Source organism: Achromobacter sp. 10T422 (assembly GCF_056394065.1).
The window spans coordinates 18,096-35,047 of record NZ_JBFTHD010000007.1; the positions used below are offsets into that span (position 1 = coordinate 18,096).

Consider the following 16,952-nt stretch of genomic DNA (forward strand, 5'->3'; position numbering starts at 1 on the left):
CGGCATCGCGGCCTTGGAGCCAATAGGCGTTCGTGCGCGCGGCCCGGCCGCCTTGCCAGTACGAGTCCGCTTGGACACAATAAGGCGTCCTTGGCTGCTATGTCTGAATCTATCGTGCAACCCGTTGACGCGCGTCCCGCCGGCAAGTCCAGTGTTTACTCCCGCGTGTTCTTCCGCTTCATTGATTGGTTGCGTCAGCGAATTGCGAGTGCATCGCTGGTGGGCGACCGGCCCATTTTCCAGAACAGCCAGTTTCCGTGGATTCCCGCGCTGGAAGCGCAGACGCCAGCCATCCGCGCCGAGCTGACCGAGCTGCTGGCCGAACGTCAGCACCTGCCTGCGTTCCATGAGATCTCGCCGGATGTCGGCATGATCACGTCGGACGATCAATGGAAGACCTTCCTCTTTATGGGATACGGGCTGCGTTCCGAGCGCAACCTGGCGCGCTGCCCGGCCACCGCGCGGGCGCTGGAAGGTATTCCGGGCATACGCAGCGCGTTCTTTTCCATCCTTGAACCGGGCAAGCGGATTCCGCTGCACACGGGTCCGTACAACGGCGTGCTGCGCCTGCACCTGGGCCTGGTCGTGCCAGAGCCCGCCGACCAATGCTGGATCGAAGTCGGGGGCGAACGGTACAGCTGGCGGGAAGGGCGGGCCGTGGTGTTTGACGACCTGTACCCGCACCAGGTCCACAACGACACGCACGGGCTGCGGGCGGTGCTGTTCGTCGACTTTGAACGGCCTTGCCGCGTTCCGGTAAAATGGCTGAATCGCCTGGTGCTCAGAGCGGCTCCGTTCACGGACGAAATCCGTCGCGGCAAAGCCAATCATGACGCCTGGGAGAAGGGCTACTACCGCCAGAAATAGGGGGCAGATAGCCCGCAAACCGTTCCCCTTATAGGGGAGCGTGGTCTTTTGTGCGCCGTTCCAACAAAGTACTTGCGCTCAAAATTTAACCACGCTAGAATGATCAGCTTTCCCAGATTGTCGATTGAGTTAAGGAAAAATTAGCTCATCGAGTTGGGGGAATACCCGCAGGATTTCAACCCAGGGTCGTTGCGTTGCCAACCCGTTGCAGAGGTAGAGCGAAAGCTTTAGGTCTACAACACAAAAGCAGGGCGGCAGACCTGACGGGACCAAAACTGGCAGGAATTGCAGAGTTCCTCGGGGGGAAAACCCCGGGAAAACAGTATTTCCAGTTAAGTTGGAACAGGAAAAATCATGATCCAAATGCAGACCACGCTGGACGTGGCCGATAACACTGGTGCGCGTCATGTCATGTGCATTAAGGTGCTCGGTGGCTCCAAGCGCCGTTATGCCGGTATCGGCGACATCATCAAGGTGAGCGTCAAAGATGCGGCTCCGCGCGGACGCGTCAAGAAAGGCGAAATTTACAATGCCGTGGTGGTTCGTACCGCCAAGGGCGTGCGCCGTAAAGACGGTTCGCTGATTAAGTTCGGTGGCAATGCCGCCGTATTGCTCAACGCCAAGCTGGAGCCCATCGGCACCCGCATCTTCGGACCCGTTACGCGTGAACTGCGTACCGAGAAGTTCATGAAGATCGTGTCGTTGGCCCCGGAAGTGCTGTAAGGAGCCCTACGATGAACAACATTCGTAAAGGCGACGAAGTCATCGTCCTGACCGGCCGCGACAAGAAGCGTCGCGGTACCGTGCTGGCTCGCGTCGATGCCGACCACGTCCTGGTCGAAGGCGTCAACGTTGCCAAGAAGCACGTTAAAGCCAACCCGATGGCTAACAACCCGGGCGGGATTGTCGAAAAGACCATGCCGATCCACATCTCGAATGTGGCGCTCTTCAACCCCGCAACCGGTCGTGCCGACCGCGTGGGCGTTCAAGAAGTCGAAGGTCGCAAGGTCCGCGTGTTCCGTTCCAATGGTGCCGTTGTCGGCGCCAAGGCGTAAGGGGCGATAGACATGTCTCGTTTGCAAGATTTCTACAAGAGCAAGGTCGCTGCCGACCTGCAGGCCAAGTTTGGCTACAAGAGCGTCATGGAAGTGCCGCGCATCACCAAGATCACCCTGAACATGGGTGTCTCGGAAGCCGTGTCCGATAAGAAGGTTATCGAACACGCGGTGTCGGACCTGACCAAGATCGCTGGCCAAAAGCCTGTCGTGACGAAGACCAAGAAGGCTATCGCCGGTTTCAAGATCCGCGAAAACTACCCGATTGGTTGCATGGTCACGCTGCGTGGTCAACGCATGTACGAATTCCTGGATCGCCTCGTTGCGGTCGCGCTGCCTCGCGTGCGCGACTTCCGTGGTATCTCGGGTCGTGCGTTTGACGGCCGCGGCAACTACAACATCGGGGTGAAAGAGCAAATCATTTTCCCCGAAATCGAGTACGACAAGATCGACGCGCTGCGTGGGCTGAACATCAGCATCACCACCTCCGCGAAGACCGACGAAGAAGCCAAGGCGCTGTTGACGGCCTTCAGCTTCCCGTTCCGTAACTAAGGGGCTGATGACGTGGCTAAACTTTCCCTCATCAATCGCGACATCAAGCGCGCCAAGCTGGCTGACAAGTTCGCTGCCAAGCGCGCTGAGTTGAAGGCGATCATCGACGACCAGTCGAAGACCGACGAAGAACGTTACCAAGCTCGGCTCAAGCTGCAACAGCTGCCGCGCAATGCCAATCCGACGCGCCAACGTAACCGTTGCGTGGTCACCGGTCGTCCGCGCGGCGTGTTCCGCAAGTTCGGCCTGACGCGTCACAAACTGCGTGAAATGGCGATGAAGGGCGAAATCCCCGGCATCACCAAGGCCAGCTGGTAGGAGATACATTATGAGCATGAGCGATCCCATCGCCGATATGCTGACCCGCATTCGCAATGCGCAGCAAGTGGACAAAGTTACGGTGAGCATGCCCTCCTCGAAGCTGAAGGCAGCTATTGCTGCTGTGCTGAAAGACGAAGGCTACATCGACAGCTTTGAAATCAAGGGCACCCAGGCCAAGCCTGAGCTCGAGATCACCCTGAAGTACTACGCTGGCCGTCCGGTTATCGAGCGCATTGAACGCGTTTCGCGCCCCGGTCTGCGTATCTACAAGGGCCGTACCAGCATTCCTCAGGTCATGAACGGCCTGGGCGTGGCTATCGTTTCGACCTCGCGCGGCGTCATGACCGACCGTAAGGCTCGCGCCAACGGCGTCGGCGGCGAAGTGCTGTGCTACGTGGCCTAAGGAGAAATTCGAATGTCACGTATCGCTAAGTATCCGGTCGAACTGCCCAAGGGTGTCGAAGCTGACATCAAGCAGGATCAGATCACCGTCAAGGGCCCGTTGGGCACCCTGACTCAAGCCCTGACTGGCGACGTCACGGTTGCGATGGACGAAGGCAAGCTCACGTTTGCCGCCGCCAACGAAACTCGTCACGCCAATGCCATGTCGGGTACCGTGCGCGCTCTGGTGGCCAATATGGTTACCGGCGTGAGCAAGGGCTTCGAGCGCAAGCTGACCCTGGTTGGCGTGGGTTACCGCGCCTCGATCCAAGGCGATGCCGTTAAGCTGCAGCTCGGTTTCTCGCACGACGTTTTGCATCAGTTGCCGGCCGGTATCAAGGCCGAATGCCCCACCCAGACGGAAATCGTCATCAAGGGCGCCAACAAGCAAGTCGTCGGTCAGATGGCCGCTGAAATCCGCGCGTACCGCGAACCCGAACCCTACAAGGGCAAGGGTGTGCGTTACTCGGACGAACGCGTCGTCATCAAAGAAACCAAGAAGAAATAACGGCGCACGCAAGGACGAATCATGGACAAAAAAGTTTCCCGTTTGCGTCGTGCGGTTCCGACCCGCCGGAAGATCAACGAGCTGCGCGTTCACCGCCTCTCGGTCTTCCGCTCGAACCAGCACATCTACGCCAACATCATTTCGCCGGAAGGCGATCGCGTTCTGGTCAGCGCCTCGACGGTGGAAGCCGAAGTGCGTGCGCAACTGGCCGGCCAAACCGGTCAGGGTGGCAACACTGCCGCTGCTTCGCTGGTTGGCAAGCGCGTGGCCGAAAAGGCCAAGGCTGCCGGTATTGAACTGGTCGCTTTCGATCGCTCGGGCTTTCGTTACCATGGCCGCGTGAAAGCGCTGGCCGATGCCGCGCGTGAAGCCGGCCTGAAGTTCTAAGCGAGGATCTGTCAAATGGCTAAAGTACAAGGCAAGAACGCCGCGGAAAAAGAGAACGATGACGGCCTCCGCGAAAAGATGATCGCGGTCAACCGCGTGAGCAAAGTGGTCAAGGGTGGTCGCACCATGAGCTTTGCCGCGCTGACCGTGGTTGGCGATGGCGATGGTCGCGTCGGCATGGGTAAGGGCAAGGCGCGTGAAGTGCCGGTGTCCGTTCAGAAGGCAATGGAACAAGCCCGCCGCGGCATGTTCAAGGTTGCGCTGAAGAACGGCACGCTGCACCACACCGTGGTTGGCAAGCATGGCGCCGCTACCGTGCTGATCTCGCCCGCTGCTGAAGGTACTGGCGTTATCGCCGGCGGCCCGATGCGCGCTATTTTTGAAGTGATGGGTGTGCGTAACGTGGTTGCCAAGAGCCTGGGCTCGAGCAACCCCTACAACATGGTTCGCGCCACGTTGAACGGTCTGCGCGCTTCCCTGACCCCGGCCGATGTTGCTGCCAAGCGCGGCAAGTCGGTCGAAGAAATCCTGGGGTAAATCATGGCTCAGAAGCAGATCAAAGTGACCCTCGTGCGCTCGGTGATCGGTACCAAGCAATCGCACCGTGATACGGTTCGCGGTTTGGGCTTGGGCCGCATCAACAGCAGCCGCGTGTTGGTCGATACGCCCGAGGTGCGTGGGATGATCCGTAAGGTGGATTATCTCGTTTCCGTCTCGGAAGCCTAAGGAATCACCATGTCGGATATGCAACTTAATTCGCTGAAGCCCGCTGAGGGCAGCAAGCACGCCAAGCGCCGCGTCGGCCGTGGCATCGGTTCGGGTCTGGGTAAAACCGCCGGCCGTGGTCACAAGGGCCAGAAGTCGCGCTCGGGCGGTTTCCATAAGGTTGGCTTCGAAGGCGGTCAAATGCCGCTGCAGCGTCGTCTGCCCAAGCGTGGTTTCACCCCGCTCGGTCAACACCTGTACGCCGAAGTTCGTCTGTCGGACCTGCAAGCCCTGCCCATCGACGAAGTCGACGTGCAAGTGCTCAAGGCGGCTGGCGTGATTGGCCAGGCGGTTCGTTACGCCAAGGTCATCAAGTCGGGTGAACTCTCGCGCAAGGTCGTGCTCAAGGGCATTACCGCGACGGCCGGCGCTCGCGCCGCCATCGAAGGCGCGGGCGGCTCGCTTGCTTGATCATGAGGTGACGAGTGGCTAACGCGCAGGCATTAGGCAAAACCGGAGCACGGTACGGTGATTTGAAGCGCCGTCTTGTGTTCCTGGTGCTCGCCCTGGTGGTTTACCGTTTGGGTACACACATCCCCGTACCGGGTATTAATCCGGATGCGCTGGCGGACTTGTTCCGTCAGAACCAGGGCGGGATCCTGGGCCTGTTCAACATGTTCTCGGGCGGGGCGCTCTCGCGTTTCTCGATTTTTGCCCTGGGGATCATGCCGTACATTTCGGCATCCATCATCATGCAGTTGATGTCGGTGGTGGTGCCGTCGCTGGAAGCGCTCAAGAAAGAGGGCGAGTCCGGACGTCGGAAGATTACCCAATACACCCGCTACGGCACAGTCGTGCTGGCGCTGGTGCAAGCAGTGGGCATTTCGGTAGCGTTGGAGTCCCAGCAGGGACTGGTGATCGATCCGGGTATGCTGTTTCGCTTCACGACCATTGTGACCCTGGTCACTGGCACCATGTTCGTCATGTGGCTGGGTGAACAGATCACTGAACGTGGTCTTGGCAACGGGATTTCCATCCTGATCTTCGCAGGTATCGTTGCGGGTCTGCCCGCGGCGCTGGCTGCACTGTTGGACCTGGTCCGCACCAACGCGATGTCCGTGCTTTCGGCACTGTTCATTGTGGCTCTGGTGGTGCTGGTTACCGCTTTTGTGGTGTTCGTGGAACGCGGACAGCGCAAGATCACGGTGAACTACGCCAAGCGTCAGGTCGGCAACAAGGTCTACGGTGGTCAAAGCTCGCATTTGCCGCTGAAGCTGAACATGGCAGGGGTGATTCCGCCGATCTTCGCATCGTCGATCATTCTGTTCCCGGCCACGATCACAAGCTGGTTTTCCAGCAGTGAGAACATGCGCTGGCTTAGCGATCTGGCTGCGGCCCTGTCGCCTCGTCAACCGCTCTACATCACGCTGTATTCCGTCGCGATTATTTTCTTCTGCTTTTTCTACACGGCTCTGGTGTTCAACAGCCGCGAAACGGCGGACAACCTGAAGAAGAGTGGTGCGTTTGTTCCGGGTATTCGTCCGGGCGAGCAAACGGCGCGCTACATCGACAAGATCCTGATGCGTCTGACGCTCGCGGGTGCCTTGTACATCACTTTGGTGTGCCTGTTGCCTGAATTCTTGGTGATGCGCTGGAACGTTCCTTTCTACTTCGGTGGTACGTCTCTGTTGATTATTGTGGTGGTGACGATGGATTTCATGGCACAGGTTCAGGCCTACATGATGTCTCACCAGTACGACTCGTTGCTCAAGAAGGCTAACTTCAAGGGCGCGGGTTTGCCGATGCGGTAAGCAAAAGAATGTCCAAGGACGACGTCATTCAGATGCAAGGCGAGGTTCTTGAGAACCTCCCGAACGCGACATTTCGCGTCAAGCTCGAAAACGGCCACGTGGTGTTGGGCCATATTTCCGGCAAGATGCGTATGCATTACATCCGGATCCTGCCGGGTGACAAGGTCACAGTGGAGCTCACGCCCTATGATCTGACGCGAGCCAGGATAGTTTTCCGCTCCAAATGAGCGGAACCGGATTACGGAAAATTAGGAGTCAACCATGAAAGTAATGGCATCGGTTAAGCGGATCTGCCGCAACTGCAAAGTTATCAAACGTCACGGCGTGGTGCGTGTTATCTGCACCGACCCGCGTCACAAGCAGCGTCAAGGCTAACTCGGGTTAGCGACTACGCAACAGATTTATTCAAGGAATAGTCATGGCCCGTATTGCTGGCATTAACATCCCGCCGCAACAGCACGCCGAGATCGGACTGACCGCCATTTTTGGCATTGGTCGTACGCGCGCTCGCAAAATTTGCGAAGCGGCAAACGTACCCTTTGACAAAAAGGTCAAGGATCTGAACGACGCTGAATTGGAACGCGTCCGCGAACATGTTGGTTTGTTCACGGTTGAAGGCGACCTGCGTCGTGAAGTACAGCTCTCGATCAAGCGTTTGATCGACCTGGGAACCTACCGCGGTATGCGTCACAAGCGCGGTTTGCCCGTGCGCGGCCAGCGCACTCGCACCAACGCCCGGACCCGTAAGGGCCCGCGTCGTGCTGCTGCGTCCCTGAAGAAATAATCGAGGAACTGGATTATGGCGAAAGCTTCCACCAGCGGCGCTTCGCGCGTGCGCAAAAAGGTTAAGAAGAACGTCTCGGACGGCATCGCGCACGTTCACGCTTCGTTCAACAACACCATCATCACCATCACCGACCGTCAGGGCAACGCTTTGTCGTGGGCCACTTCGGGTGGTGCTGGTTTCAAGGGTTCGCGTAAGTCGACCCCGTTTGCCGCGCAAGTCGCCGCTGAAACGGCTGGCCGCGTCGCGCTGGAATACGGCATCAAGACGCTGGAAGTGCGCATCAAGGGCCCCGGTCCTGGCCGCGAATCGTCTGTCCGCGCTCTGAACGCGCTGGGCATCAAGATTTCGTCCATCGCCGACATCACGCCCGTTCCGCACAACGGCTGCCGTCCGCCGAAGCGTCGTCGTATCTAAAGGGAATCCACATGGCACGTTATATTGGACCCAAATGCAAGCTCTCGCGCCGCGAGGGTACTGACCTGTTCCTGAAGAGCGCCCGTCGCTCGCTGGATTCCAAGTGCAAGCTGGATTCCAAGCCTGGCCAACATGGCCGCACTTCGGGTGCCCGCACTTCCGACTACGGCCTGCAGCTGCGCGAAAAGCAAAAGCTGAAGCGCATGTACGGCGTGCTGGAAAAGCAATTCCGCAAGTACTTCGCTGAAGCAGAGCGTCGCCGTGGCAACACCGGCGAAACCCTGATCCAGCTGCTGGAATCGCGCCTGGACAACGTCGTCTACCGCATGGGCTTCGGCTCGACGCGCGCCGAAGCTCGCCAGCTGGTCAGCCACCGCGCCATCGAACTGAACGGCCACACGGCTGACATCGCTTCGATGCTGGTCAAGGCTGGTGACGTCATCTCGATCCGTGAAAAGGCCAAGAAGCAAGGCCGTATCAAGGAATCGCTCGACCTGGCCACCAGCATCGGCATCCCCCAATGGGTGGAAGTCGACGCGACCAAGCTGACCGGTACGTTCAAGTCGGCTCCCGACCGCGCTGACGTCGCTCGCGACATCAACGAATCGATGGTCGTCGAACTGTACTCGCGTTAATCAGGTCGGCCGGCGCCTCCTTCGCAGGTGTGCCGGCTACTGGTCCCGCGACCCGTTTGCACGTCTCGCAGCAGCCCGCTTTCCGCCTTTTGGTGGGGCGGGCTTTGCGGTAAGTATCGGCTGGCGTTTTCGCGCCGTCCGAGTTTCATGTTTCACCCTGTCCATCAGCCTTATCGGTGTAACGAGCCGAGGGTATTGAAAAGGAACACAGTAAATGTCCACTCAAGGTTTCCTGAAGCCGCGCTCCATTGAAGTCGAACCGGTCGGCACGCACCATGCCAAGATCGTGATGGAGCCGTTCGAGCGTGGCTACGGTCACACGCTGGGCAACGCCCTGCGCCGCATCCTGCTGTCTTCGATGACCGGCTACGCGCCGACCGAAGTCCAGATGACGGGCGTGGTGCACGAATACTCGACCATCCCGGGCGTTCGCGAAGATGTCGTCGACATCCTCTTGAACCTGAAGGGCGTGGTCTTCAAGCTGCACAATCGCGACGAAGTGACCCTGGTTCTGCGCAAGACCGGCGCGGGCACCGTGCTGGCCAGCGACATCGAACTGCCGCACGACGTCGAGATCATCAACCCCGGCCATGCCATCTGCAACCTGACGGACGCAGGCAAGCTGGAAATGCAGATCAAGGTTGAAAAGGGCCGCGGCTACGTGCCGGGCAACGTGCGCGCGCTGTCGGAAGACCGCACCCACACCATCGGCCGTATCGTTCTGGACGCTTCGTTCAGCCCGGTTCGCCGCGTCAGCTATGCGGTGGAAAGCGCCCGCGTGGAACAGCGCACCGACCTGGATAAGCTGGTTCTGGACATCGAAACCAACGGCGTGATCTCGCCCGAGGAAGCGGTGCGCCAGTCGGCTCGCATCCTGATGGACCAGATCTCGGTCTTCGCTGCTCTGGAAGGTGCTGGCGATTCGTACGAAGCGCCGGTCCGCGGCACGCCGCAGATCGACCCGGTCCTGCTGCGTCCGGTCGACGACCTGGAACTGACCGTGCGTTCGGCCAACTGCCTGAAGGCCGAAAACATCTACTACATCGGCGACCTGATCCAGCGTACCGAAAACGAGCTGCTCAAGACCCCGAACCTGGGTCGCAAGTCGCTCAACGAAATCAAGGAAGTTCTGGCTGCACGTGGTCTGACTCTGGGCATGAAGCTCGAGAACTGGCCGCCCCTGGGCCTGGAGCGTCCCTAAGCTTTAAACGGGTGGCGCCTCAGAAATGGGGCGTCTCCTGCAACGCCCGGCAACCCCGCCGGGCGGTTTGCGAATTCGTCGTAAAATGCACCGTTTTCTACCGGACCGCGGCCTGATTGCAGGTTGATAGAAGAGCCGGCAACCCGATGGCGAACGCCATCTTTAGATTCAAAGGAAACTTATCATGCGTCACGGTAATGGCTTGCGTAAGCTCAACCGCACCAGCAGTCACCGTCTTGCCATGTTCCGCAACATGGCCGTTTCGTTGATCACCCACGAAGCCATCAAGACCACGCTGCCGAAGGCGAAAGAATTGCGCCGCGTCATCGAACCCCTGATCACGCTGGGCAAAGAGCCCACGCTGGCGAACAAGCGTCTGGCATTTGCCCGTCTGCGCGATCGCGATGCGGTGGTGAAGCTGTTTGCCGAAATCGGCCCGCGCTACGCGGCCCGTAACGGTGGCTACACCCGCGTGCTGAAGATGGGCTTCCGTCAAGGCGACAACGCTCCCATGGCTTTCATGGAACTGGTTGACCGTCCGGAAGTTGATGAAGCCGCTGCGGACAGCGCCGAGTAATTCTCGGTAGCTCGATAAGCGACAAGGGCGGGTCTTCGGACCCGCCCTTGTTTTATTTGCGCGTTCGATCCGCACGCGCGATCTGTACGAGCGATCCGTACGAGCGATTTGCTCACCCGATCTGCACGCCCGCCACGGGCTTCAAATCACGAAGCGTGCAACTCCCCCCGCAACTCGGCTGCGGTAGCCGCCAGGGCCTCCTGAGGCGGTTGGGGCGGCATCTTGAACGTCAGGTTCTGCTGTTCGATGTATTGCGTGGACGTGACGTCCTGCGTGTGATGCATCGGGATGACGTGCGCGTGCGTGTGCGCTACGTGGATGCCGGTGAACGCAAACCCTACCCGTTCCACGCCATAAAGGCGCTTCATGTGGCGCCCCAGCTTCTGCCCCAGGTTCACGATATGCCCCGCCAGGTCGGCCGGCATATCTTCGTAGTACGGGTAATGCTGTTTCGGAATGATCAGCGTATGGCCGGGACGCACGGGCTGGATGTCCAGGAAGGCCATCAGGCGGTCATCTTCGTGAATGATGTGCGCGGGAATCTCGTGCCGGGCGATCCGGCAGAACAAGCAGTTATCGGTCATGCGAGCCTCGGTGAAAACGGGTGGCATGGAGCTGAACGCGCTTCCGGCAGTTCCGGACGGCGGCGGCAATACCGATAAAATACCTCGACTACCATCCCACACGGGTATCCCAAGGAGGCTCCATGTTGCGCGATGACGACGTCGTGCTGGTCATCAGCAATGCGCCGGATCTGTTGCTGGCCAAGCGCATCGCGCATGTGCTGGTCGAAGACGGATTGGCCGCTTGTGTGAACCTTGGCGCGCCCGGCCTGTCCATCTACCTGTGGAATGGAACGGTCGAGGGGACGGAAGAAGTCCCCATCCACATCAAGACCACTTACGCGCGCCATCAAGCTGTTGTTCAGGCCCTGGCGCAGATGCATCCCTATGATGTGCCCGAAATCATCGTGCTGCCGGTCATTGGCGGCGCGGCGCCCTACCTGGATTGGGTGCGCGAGCAGACGGCCGTCACGAATAACAAGAGAGACTGATGTTGCAACTTGCCGGTATTGTCGGCGCGCCCGCGCGCCCGATTCACGCCACGCGCGCGATGCGCGCCCTGCTCAGGCACTGCCTGATGTTTTTGGCGACGGCGCTGTTGCTGCTGGGCTGGCAGGCGGCCGCCCAGGCCGACACCGAATTCCTCGAACCCGAAAAAGCCTTTGTGTTCAGCGCCCAGATGGCCGCGCCCGACACGCTGGAGCTGCGGTACAAGGTCGCCCCGGGCTACTACATGTACCRCGAGCGCTTCGGCATCACGATCAGCCCGGCTGGCGCCACGACACTGGGTGAGGCCGTCTACCCCAAGGGTGAAGTCAAGTACGACCCGACCTTCGAGAAAGACATGGAGGTCTTCCATAAGGACGTCGTGATCCGTGTGCCGGTGGGCGCGGGCAATCAACCCTTCACGCTGACCCTGACCGGGCAAGGCTGTGCAGACGCGGGCTTGTGCTATCCGCCGATGGACAGCAGCGTCAAGCTCACGCCGGTGGCGGGGGGCTACGCGGTGGCGGGCGGGGCCGCAACAGGCGGAGCATCTTCGTCTGCCTCAACATCGAGCACATCGTCGGGCGGACTTGGCGCACTGTTCACCGCAGGCGACACCGGCTTGGCTGATGCGCTGGGTGGCCTGGGCTGGATCAAGACCGCCGGCGTCTTCCTGGTGCTGGGCCTGTTGCTGGCGTTCACGCCCTGCGTGTTGCCGATGATTCCGATCTTGTCGTCGATTGTGCTGGGCGGCGTGGCGCAGCCCAGGCCCTCGCGCGGCCGCGGGCTGGCGCTGGCCGCCACGTATGTGCTGGGCATGTCGGTGGTTTACACCGCGTTGGGCGTGGCTGCCGGGCTAAGTGGCGCGGGGTTGGCCGCGTGGTTGCAGACGCCCTGGATTCTGACGCTGTTCGCCTTGTTGCTGACGGTGTTGGCGCTGGCGATGTTCGACGTTTTCACCTTCCAGATGCCCTCGGGCATCCAGGCCAAACTGTCTGACCGTTCCTCGCGGGTGCCTGGCGGCCGCTACACGGGCGCGCTGGTGATGGGCGCCTTGTCCGCACTGATTGTCGGGCCTTGCGTGGCCGCACCCTTGGCTGGCGCACTACTGTATATCTCGCAGACGGGTGACGTCGTGCTGGGCGCGGCGGCGCTGTTCGCCATGGCCTGGGGCATGGGCGTGCCGCTCTTGATCGTGGGCGCATCGTCCGGCGCCTTGCTGCCCAAGGCGGGCCCGTGGATGGATGGCGTCAAGCGCCTGTTCGGCATGCTGCTGCTGGGCACCGCCTGGTGGATGCTGATTCCCGTGGTGCCGACGTGGGTGCAGATGACCGGCTGGGCGTTCCTGGCGATCGTCTCCGCGGTAATGCTGCGCGCCTTTGACGCCTTGCCCGCGGGGGCAGGGGCCGCGCGCATGTTCGGCAAGGGCCTGGGCTTGCTGCTGGCGCTGGCTGCCGCAGCGTGGCTGATCGGCGCGGCAAGCGGCGGACGCGATGTGCTGCAACCGTTGTCGCACTTCGCCGCGCGCGCGGATGGCCAGGCGGGCGTGGCGGGCGCCACCGCCACAAAGGGCGATGTCCACTTCACGCGGGTACGCAACAACGCCGAGCTGGACGCGCTGCTGGCGCAAAGCCGCCAACCGGTGATGCTGGATTTCTATGCCGACTGGTGCGTGTCGTGCCGCGAGATGGAGCGTTTCACGTTCACCGACCCCGGCGTCGCGCAACGCATGTCGGGCATGTTGCTGGTGCAGGCTGACGTGACGGCGAACAATGCCGATGACCGCGCCTTGCTAAAGCGCTTCCGCTTGTTCGGCCCGCCCGGAATCATGTTCTTCGAACCCGGCGGCAAAGAGCTGCCCGATGCGCGCGTCGTGGGTTTCCAGGACGCCAAGCGCTTCACGGAATCGCTGGATAAGGTGCTGGTGCGCTGACGCGCGGACGTATACCATGGCTGCTGCGCCGCGTGGGCGGCGCATCACCCTCCCATCAGGCCGGCGCCCGTGACGTCCCCAACAGTTGATGCAAGCCAGGACCCGCAAGGTCTTATCTACCTTCAATTGATGTTCGTCATGGCCACCTGGGGCCTGAACATCGTCTCCATCAAGTACCTCACGCAACACATGGACATCCAGGCGCTTGCCGCCGTTCGGATCGTCATTGCGTTCATCACCGTCACCCTGATCATCAAGGCGCGCCGCGGCCGCATCCCCAAGCTGGGCCGCGTGCAGCTGGGCTGGGTGGCGCTGGCGGGCTTTCTGGTGGTGTACGCGCACCAGGTTGCGCTGGTGTCGGGGCTGCGCTTTTCATCGGCGGCCAACGGCACGCTGATCATGGCCACCAGCCCCTTGCTGTCGGCGTTGCTGGCGGCGCTTTTCTATCGCGAAAAACTCACGCTGGTGCGCATCTCGGGCGCCTTGCTGGGCCTGCTTGGCGTGGGCATGGTTGTGGCCGGTAGTGGCGCGCAATTCGGCCTGACGGGCTGGGGCGACGCCATCGTGTTCGTGGCTGTGCTGGTGTTCGTATTCGGCGGGCTCGTGATTCAACGCATGTCGCGTTCCATGGACCCGCTGGGCATGCTCTGGTACATGTACCTGGCGGGCGGGCTGATGCTGGTTGTGCATGCGGCGATCACGCCGTCGTCTTACCAGACCGATACGTGGCAGATGACGGGCTGGCCGTGGATCGTGCTGCTGTTCTCGGCGGTGATCGCCTCGGGGGTCAGCAACATCATCTGGAATGCCGGCATCGCGCGGCTGGGCATCAGCCGCGCGGCCTTGTTCGTGAACTGGCTGCCGATCTTCGGGCTGCTGTTTGCGTCACTGTTTCTGGACGAACACGTCACGCTGACCCATGTGATGGGCCTTGCTTGCGTGCTGGGCGGAACGTATCTGGGATTGCGCCGCAGTGCGCCTGTGGCAAGCCAGCCAGGCGACGTGCGCTGATCCCGCGCGATGACGGGACAGGCCCGGACCGCACGCCCGAGCCTGTCTTGCCGCGCAATCAGCGCTGGGCTTTCAGCAGCTTGGCCGCTTCGATCGCGAAGTAGGTCAGGATGCCGTCGGCGCCCGCGCGCTTGAACGCGAGCAGCGCTTCCATCATGACCTTGTCGTGGTCCAGCCAGCCATTGGCGGCGGCGGCCTTGATCATCGCGTATTCGCCGCTGACCTGATAGGCGAAGGTCGGCACGCGAAACGTGTCCTTCACTCGGCGCAGCACGTCCAGATACGGCATGCCGGGCTTGACCATGACCATGTCGGCGCCTTCCTGCAAGTCGGCGGCGACTTCGCGCAGCGCTTCGTCGAGGTTGCCCGGGTCCATCTGGTAAGCCATTTTGTTGGACTTGCCCAGGTTCGTCGCCGAGCCCACGGCGTCGCGGAACGGGCCGTAGAACGCGCTGGCGTACTTGGCCGAGTAGGCCATGATCTGCGTGTGGATGTGGCCGTTGTCTTCCAGCGCGCGGCGCACGGCGCCAATGCGGCCGTCCATCATGTCGCTGGGCGCAACCATGTCAACGCCGGCGGCGGCTTGCGTCAGCGCCTGCTTGACCAGGATTTCAACCGTGATCTCGTTGATGACGTAGCCGTTTTCGTCGATGACGCCGTCCTGGCCGTGGCTGGTGTAGGGGTCAAGGGCCACATCGCACAGGATGCCGAGCTCGGGGAAACGCTTTTTCAGTTCGCCAACCACGCGCGGAATCAGGCCGCGCGGATTGGTCGCTTCGATGCCGTCGGGCGTCTTCAAAGACGGGTCGATGACGGGAAACAGCGCCATCACCGGAATGCCCAATTCCACACATTGCTCAGCCACCGGCAACAGCGTGTCCAGCGAATAGCGGACCACGCCAGGCAGCGACGGCACGGCTTGCTGCACGCCCGTGCCATCGGCGACGAAGACGGGGTAGATCAGGTCATTGACCGTCAGCGCGTTCTCGCGCACCAGGCGGCGGGTGAAGTCGTCGCGGCGCAGGCGGCGAGGGCGGGAAACCGGAAACTCGGGGGTGATGATCTGCGGGTTCATGATTCGACCTTGGGGGAAATCCAATTTTCGATATGGGCGCCGGCCTCTTCCAGACCGATGCGCTCGGGCGCCGAGAAAGGAATGGTGTGCAGGGCGCCGATATCCGCCAGGTCCTTGCGGACCGAGAAGACGGTGCGCATGCGCTGGCCATAAGGCAGTTTGTCGGCCTTGGTCAGCAGCGCCAGCACGGGGCGTCCGGTGGGGGCGATGAAGTTGGCCAGGCGGCGGTCAAGCTCGGTGACGCCGCGGCGGATGTCGATCAGCAGCACGATGCCCGCGAGCGATTCGCGGTCGCGCAGATAGCCGCCGAGAATGTCCGCCCACTTTTCTTTTTCATTGCGGGCGACAGACGCGTAGCCGTAGCCGGGCAAGTCGACGAGAAAACCGATGTGACCTTCCGGGTCCAACGGGTCGGGCAAGCCGAACATATTGATCAAGCGCGTGCGGCCCGGCGTCTTGCTGGAAAACGCAAGACGGCGCTGGTTGCACAGCACGTTGATTGCCGTGGATTTGCCGGCGTTCGAGCGGCCGACAAAGCAGACCTCGGGAGCGCCGGCGGCCGGCAACTGGTCGAGGCGAGCTGCGGAGGTAAGGAAGGAGGCGCGATGTAGGAGGGACACGGATGGGCTTTGGATACGGTTGGTTTCGAGCCCTATTGTATAATCCGGCGTTTGCAACAGTGGTCCCCGTGCGCGGAGCCGTCTTTTTTGCTTACTGTTTAGGTTGTTTTCCGCAACTTGGCAGGCAGAACGGGCAAATGAGGTTCGATACGGTATTCCAGGGTGTGCGGGGCAGGCGTGGGCGCCTTTTTGCGCCTTGATCGATGTGATCGTCGAGGTCTTCATGAAGCGTGTGCTGTCCCGGATGTTGGTTGCGAGCGGGCTGTTGCTCGGCGCCTCCGCCTTCTCTACACCCAGTTTCGCCGCTGACGGCGCTGCGGGCCCGGCCAAGCCAGATGCCGCCAAGGGCGGTCAGCTGTTTGACCAAGGCGACGCCTCAAGAGGCATCATCGCCTGTGCGTCCTGTCATGGCGCGGCGGGCAACAGCACCATCCCGGTGAACCCCAACCTGGCCGCGCAACCCCACGAATACCTGGCCAAGCAATTGGCGGATTTCCAGATCAAGCAGGGTGCGAAGCTGCCGGTACGTAACGGCGCGGGCGGCAACCCCACCCCGATGACGGCCATGGCGCAGAATCTGACGCCGGCCGACATGCAGAACATCGCGCTTTACCTGGCGCAGCAGCCTCTCAAGGAGCCCGCCACGGCAGGCCAGGAGAAACTGGTTGATCTGGGTCAGAAGATCTGGCGCGGCGGTTTGCCTGAACGCAACGTCCCGGCTTGCGCGGCGTGCCACTCTGCGAATGGCGCGGGCATGCCCGCCCAGTACCCCCGCTTGTCGGGGCAGTTCCCCATGTACATCGAAGAGCAGCTCAAGCTGTTCCGCAGCGGCGACCGCAAGAACGACATCATGTTCGCGATCGCGGATCGCATGTCGGACGCCGATATCAAGGCGGTGTCGGACTACGCGGCTGGCCTGCGGTAGGCGAAAGCCCGCAACACGCGCGGCTGGTCCGCGTTCATGCAACTTGGGCGTGACGGAACCTGATTCCGTTGCGCGCTG

The 16,952-nt window shown here is 61.2% G+C and carries 26 protein-coding genes; 23 read left to right on the forward strand and 3 right to left on the reverse strand.

Going from position 1 to position 16,952, the window contains the following annotated elements; genetic code table 11:
- Positions 1-99 precede the first annotated feature (99 nt).
- The 19 genes from AC1DB0_RS19235 to rplQ all read left to right on the forward strand — a co-directional run bounded on the left by AC1DB0_RS19235 (position 100) and on the right by rplQ (position 10,261).
- Positions 100-867, forward strand: coding sequence for an aspartyl/asparaginyl beta-hydroxylase domain-containing protein (locus AC1DB0_RS19235; RefSeq protein ID WP_476757457.1), 768 nt, complete (start codon positions 100-102; stop codon positions 865-867).
- A 354-nt stretch (positions 868-1,221) separates the two neighbouring features.
- Entirely contained in the window at positions 1,222-1,590 is a 369-nt protein-coding gene (gene rplN / locus AC1DB0_RS19240; protein WP_046807446.1) for a 50S ribosomal protein L14, read from the forward strand.
- An 11-nt stretch (positions 1,591-1,601) separates the two neighbouring features.
- Positions 1,602-1,922, forward strand: a complete 321-nt coding sequence (rplX, locus tag AC1DB0_RS19245; RefSeq protein WP_054420847.1) for a 50S ribosomal protein L24 — start codon at positions 1,602-1,604, stop codon at positions 1,920-1,922.
- Between the two features lie 12 nt (positions 1,923-1,934).
- The gene (rplE, locus tag AC1DB0_RS19250) at positions 1,935-2,474 is read left to right on the forward strand and encodes a 50S ribosomal protein L5 (RefSeq protein ID WP_054420846.1); all 540 of its coding nucleotides are present in this window, start codon (positions 1,935-1,937) and stop codon (positions 2,472-2,474) included.
- A 12-nt stretch (positions 2,475-2,486) separates the two neighbouring features.
- Complete coding sequence (rpsN, locus tag AC1DB0_RS19255) at positions 2,487-2,792, forward strand: 30S ribosomal protein S14 (protein ID WP_006216527.1); 306 nt, start codon at positions 2,487-2,489, stop codon at positions 2,790-2,792.
- Between the two features lie 10 nt (positions 2,793-2,802).
- Entirely contained in the window at positions 2,803-3,198 is a 396-nt protein-coding gene (gene rpsH / locus AC1DB0_RS19260) for a 30S ribosomal protein S8 (protein WP_006216525.1), read from the forward strand.
- Positions 3,199-3,210: 12 nt separating this feature from the next.
- Positions 3,211-3,744 (forward strand): 50S ribosomal protein L6, encoded by a 534-nt coding sequence (rplF, locus tag AC1DB0_RS19265; RefSeq protein WP_050728385.1) that lies wholly within the window; start codon positions 3,211-3,213, stop codon positions 3,742-3,744.
- 21 nt (positions 3,745-3,765) lie between these two features.
- Positions 3,766-4,131 (forward strand): 50S ribosomal protein L18, encoded by a 366-nt coding sequence (rplR, locus tag AC1DB0_RS19270; protein ID WP_054420845.1) that lies wholly within the window; start codon positions 3,766-3,768, stop codon positions 4,129-4,131.
- Between the two features lie 15 nt (positions 4,132-4,146).
- Positions 4,147-4,668, forward strand: a complete 522-nt coding sequence (gene rpsE / locus AC1DB0_RS19275; RefSeq protein ID WP_006216521.1) for a 30S ribosomal protein S5 — start codon at positions 4,147-4,149, stop codon at positions 4,666-4,668.
- Positions 4,669-4,671: 3 nt separating this feature from the next.
- Positions 4,672-4,857: a 50S ribosomal protein L30 gene (gene rpmD / locus AC1DB0_RS19280; protein WP_006216520.1), complete on the forward strand. Its 186-nt coding sequence runs from the start codon at positions 4,672-4,674 to the stop codon at positions 4,855-4,857.
- 9 nt (positions 4,858-4,866) lie between these two features.
- On the forward strand, positions 4,867-5,307 hold the full coding sequence (gene rplO, locus AC1DB0_RS19285) for a 50S ribosomal protein L15 (protein WP_013397002.1): 441 nt from the start codon (positions 4,867-4,869) through the stop codon (positions 5,305-5,307).
- A gap of 14 nt (positions 5,308-5,321) precedes the next feature.
- Positions 5,322-6,647, forward strand: a complete 1,326-nt coding sequence (secY, locus tag AC1DB0_RS19290; RefSeq protein WP_054420844.1) for a preprotein translocase subunit SecY — start codon at positions 5,322-5,324, stop codon at positions 6,645-6,647.
- 8 nt (positions 6,648-6,655) lie between these two features.
- A complete protein-coding gene (gene infA / locus AC1DB0_RS19295; protein ID WP_003806927.1) occupies positions 6,656-6,874 on the forward strand; it encodes a translation initiation factor IF-1 in 219 nt (72 codons plus the stop codon).
- A 34-nt stretch (positions 6,875-6,908) separates the two neighbouring features.
- On the forward strand, positions 6,909-7,022 hold the full coding sequence (gene rpmJ / locus AC1DB0_RS19300) for a 50S ribosomal protein L36 (protein WP_003806928.1): 114 nt from the start codon (positions 6,909-6,911) through the stop codon (positions 7,020-7,022).
- A gap of 43 nt (positions 7,023-7,065) precedes the next feature.
- Positions 7,066-7,431, forward strand: a complete 366-nt coding sequence (rpsM, locus tag AC1DB0_RS19305) for a 30S ribosomal protein S13 (RefSeq protein WP_006216517.1) — start codon at positions 7,066-7,068, stop codon at positions 7,429-7,431.
- 15 nt (positions 7,432-7,446) lie between these two features.
- Entirely contained in the window at positions 7,447-7,848 is a 402-nt protein-coding gene (gene rpsK / locus AC1DB0_RS19310) for a 30S ribosomal protein S11 (RefSeq protein WP_006216516.1), read from the forward strand.
- Between the two features lie 11 nt (positions 7,849-7,859).
- Positions 7,860-8,483 carry a 30S ribosomal protein S4 gene (gene rpsD / locus AC1DB0_RS19315; RefSeq protein WP_054420843.1) on the forward strand — a complete coding sequence of 208 codons (624 nt, stop codon included), beginning with the start codon at positions 7,860-7,862 and terminating at the stop codon, positions 8,481-8,483.
- A 214-nt stretch (positions 8,484-8,697) separates the two neighbouring features.
- Positions 8,698-9,684 (forward strand): DNA-directed RNA polymerase subunit alpha, encoded by a 987-nt coding sequence (locus tag AC1DB0_RS19320; protein ID WP_006216514.1) that lies wholly within the window; start codon positions 8,698-8,700, stop codon positions 9,682-9,684.
- A gap of 184 nt (positions 9,685-9,868) precedes the next feature.
- The gene (gene rplQ / locus AC1DB0_RS19325) at positions 9,869-10,261 is read left to right on the forward strand and encodes a 50S ribosomal protein L17 (protein ID WP_006216513.1); all 393 of its coding nucleotides are present in this window, start codon (positions 9,869-9,871) and stop codon (positions 10,259-10,261) included.
- A 146-nt stretch (positions 10,262-10,407) separates the two neighbouring features.
- On the opposite strand, the gene AC1DB0_RS19330 is transcribed toward rplQ, so the two are convergent.
- On the reverse strand, positions 10,408-10,845 hold the full coding sequence (locus tag AC1DB0_RS19330) for an HIT family protein (RefSeq protein WP_054420842.1): 438 nt from the start codon (positions 10,843-10,845) through the stop codon (positions 10,408-10,410).
- 122 nt (positions 10,846-10,967) lie between these two features.
- Here AC1DB0_RS19330 and cutA point away from each other — a divergent pair, with 122 nt between their 5' ends.
- From cutA to AC1DB0_RS19345, 3 genes are all read left to right on the forward strand, one after another.
- Entirely contained in the window at positions 10,968-11,315 is a 348-nt protein-coding gene (gene cutA / locus AC1DB0_RS19335) for a divalent-cation tolerance protein CutA (protein WP_054420841.1), read from the forward strand.
- 59 nt (positions 11,316-11,374) lie between these two features.
- Complete coding sequence (dsbD, locus tag AC1DB0_RS19340) at positions 11,375-13,243, forward strand: protein-disulfide reductase DsbD (RefSeq protein ID WP_476758732.1); 1,869 nt, start codon at positions 11,375-11,377, stop codon at positions 13,241-13,243.
- Between the two features lie 129 nt (positions 13,244-13,372).
- On the forward strand, positions 13,373-14,254 hold the full coding sequence (locus AC1DB0_RS19345; RefSeq protein ID WP_054421365.1) for a DMT family transporter: 882 nt from the start codon (positions 13,373-13,375) through the stop codon (positions 14,252-14,254).
- A 58-nt stretch (positions 14,255-14,312) separates the two neighbouring features.
- On the opposite strand, the gene hemB is transcribed toward AC1DB0_RS19345, so the two are convergent.
- Both hemB and yihA read right to left on the reverse strand, forming a co-directional pair.
- On the reverse strand, positions 14,313-15,329 hold the full coding sequence (hemB, locus tag AC1DB0_RS19350) for a porphobilinogen synthase (protein ID WP_054420840.1): 1,017 nt from the start codon (positions 15,327-15,329) through the stop codon (positions 14,313-14,315).
- Entirely contained in the window at positions 15,326-15,949 is a 624-nt protein-coding gene (gene yihA / locus AC1DB0_RS19355) for a ribosome biogenesis GTP-binding protein YihA/YsxC (RefSeq protein WP_006216506.1), read from the reverse strand. Before yihA ends, hemB begins: the two co-directional genes overlap by 4 nt.
- A gap of 223 nt (positions 15,950-16,172) precedes the next feature.
- Between yihA and AC1DB0_RS19360 the strand changes: the two genes are divergently transcribed.
- Positions 16,173-16,874, forward strand: a complete 702-nt coding sequence (locus AC1DB0_RS19360) for a c-type cytochrome (RefSeq protein WP_100857537.1) — start codon at positions 16,173-16,175, stop codon at positions 16,872-16,874.
- The last annotated feature ends 78 nt before the right edge of the window (positions 16,875-16,952 follow it).

Coding starts and splice junctions, on each gene's coding strand:
- AC1DB0_RS19235 (WP_476757457.1), top strand. CDS start 100: ATGTCTGAATCTATCGTGCAACCCGTTGACGCGCGTCCCGCCGGCAAG.
- rplN (WP_046807446.1), top strand. CDS start 1,222: ATGATCCAAATGCAGACCACGCTGGACGTGGCCGATAACACTGGTGCG.
- rplX (WP_054420847.1), top strand. CDS start 1,602: ATGAACAACATTCGTAAAGGCGACGAAGTCATCGTCCTGACCGGCCGC.
- rplE (WP_054420846.1), top strand. CDS start 1,935: ATGTCTCGTTTGCAAGATTTCTACAAGAGCAAGGTCGCTGCCGACCTG.
- rpsH (WP_006216525.1), top strand. CDS start 2,803: ATGAGCATGAGCGATCCCATCGCCGATATGCTGACCCGCATTCGCAAT.
- rplF (WP_050728385.1), top strand. CDS start 3,211: ATGTCACGTATCGCTAAGTATCCGGTCGAACTGCCCAAGGGTGTCGAA.
- rplR (WP_054420845.1), top strand. CDS start 3,766: ATGGACAAAAAAGTTTCCCGTTTGCGTCGTGCGGTTCCGACCCGCCGG.
- rpsE (WP_006216521.1), top strand. CDS start 4,147: ATGGCTAAAGTACAAGGCAAGAACGCCGCGGAAAAAGAGAACGATGAC.
- rpmD (WP_006216520.1), top strand. CDS start 4,672: ATGGCTCAGAAGCAGATCAAAGTGACCCTCGTGCGCTCGGTGATCGGT.
- rplO (WP_013397002.1), top strand. CDS start 4,867: ATGTCGGATATGCAACTTAATTCGCTGAAGCCCGCTGAGGGCAGCAAG.
- infA (WP_003806927.1), top strand. CDS start 6,656: ATGTCCAAGGACGACGTCATTCAGATGCAAGGCGAGGTTCTTGAGAAC.
- rpmJ (WP_003806928.1), top strand. CDS start 6,909: ATGAAAGTAATGGCATCGGTTAAGCGGATCTGCCGCAACTGCAAAGTT.
- rpsM (WP_006216517.1), top strand. CDS start 7,066: ATGGCCCGTATTGCTGGCATTAACATCCCGCCGCAACAGCACGCCGAG.
- rpsK (WP_006216516.1), top strand. CDS start 7,447: ATGGCGAAAGCTTCCACCAGCGGCGCTTCGCGCGTGCGCAAAAAGGTT.
- rpsD (WP_054420843.1), top strand. CDS start 7,860: ATGGCACGTTATATTGGACCCAAATGCAAGCTCTCGCGCCGCGAGGGT.
- AC1DB0_RS19320 (WP_006216514.1), top strand. CDS start 8,698: ATGTCCACTCAAGGTTTCCTGAAGCCGCGCTCCATTGAAGTCGAACCG.
- rplQ (WP_006216513.1), top strand. CDS start 9,869: ATGCGTCACGGTAATGGCTTGCGTAAGCTCAACCGCACCAGCAGTCAC.
- AC1DB0_RS19330 (WP_054420842.1), bottom strand. CDS start 10,845: ATGACCGATAACTGCTTGTTCTGCCGGATCGCCCGGCACGAGATTCCC.
- cutA (WP_054420841.1), top strand. CDS start 10,968: ATGTTGCGCGATGACGACGTCGTGCTGGTCATCAGCAATGCGCCGGAT.
- AC1DB0_RS19345 (WP_054421365.1), top strand. CDS start 13,373: ATGTTCGTCATGGCCACCTGGGGCCTGAACATCGTCTCCATCAAGTAC.
- hemB (WP_054420840.1), bottom strand. CDS start 15,329: ATGAACCCGCAGATCATCACCCCCGAGTTTCCGGTTTCCCGCCCTCGC.
- AC1DB0_RS19360 (WP_100857537.1), top strand. CDS start 16,173: ATGAAGCGTGTGCTGTCCCGGATGTTGGTTGCGAGCGGGCTGTTGCTC.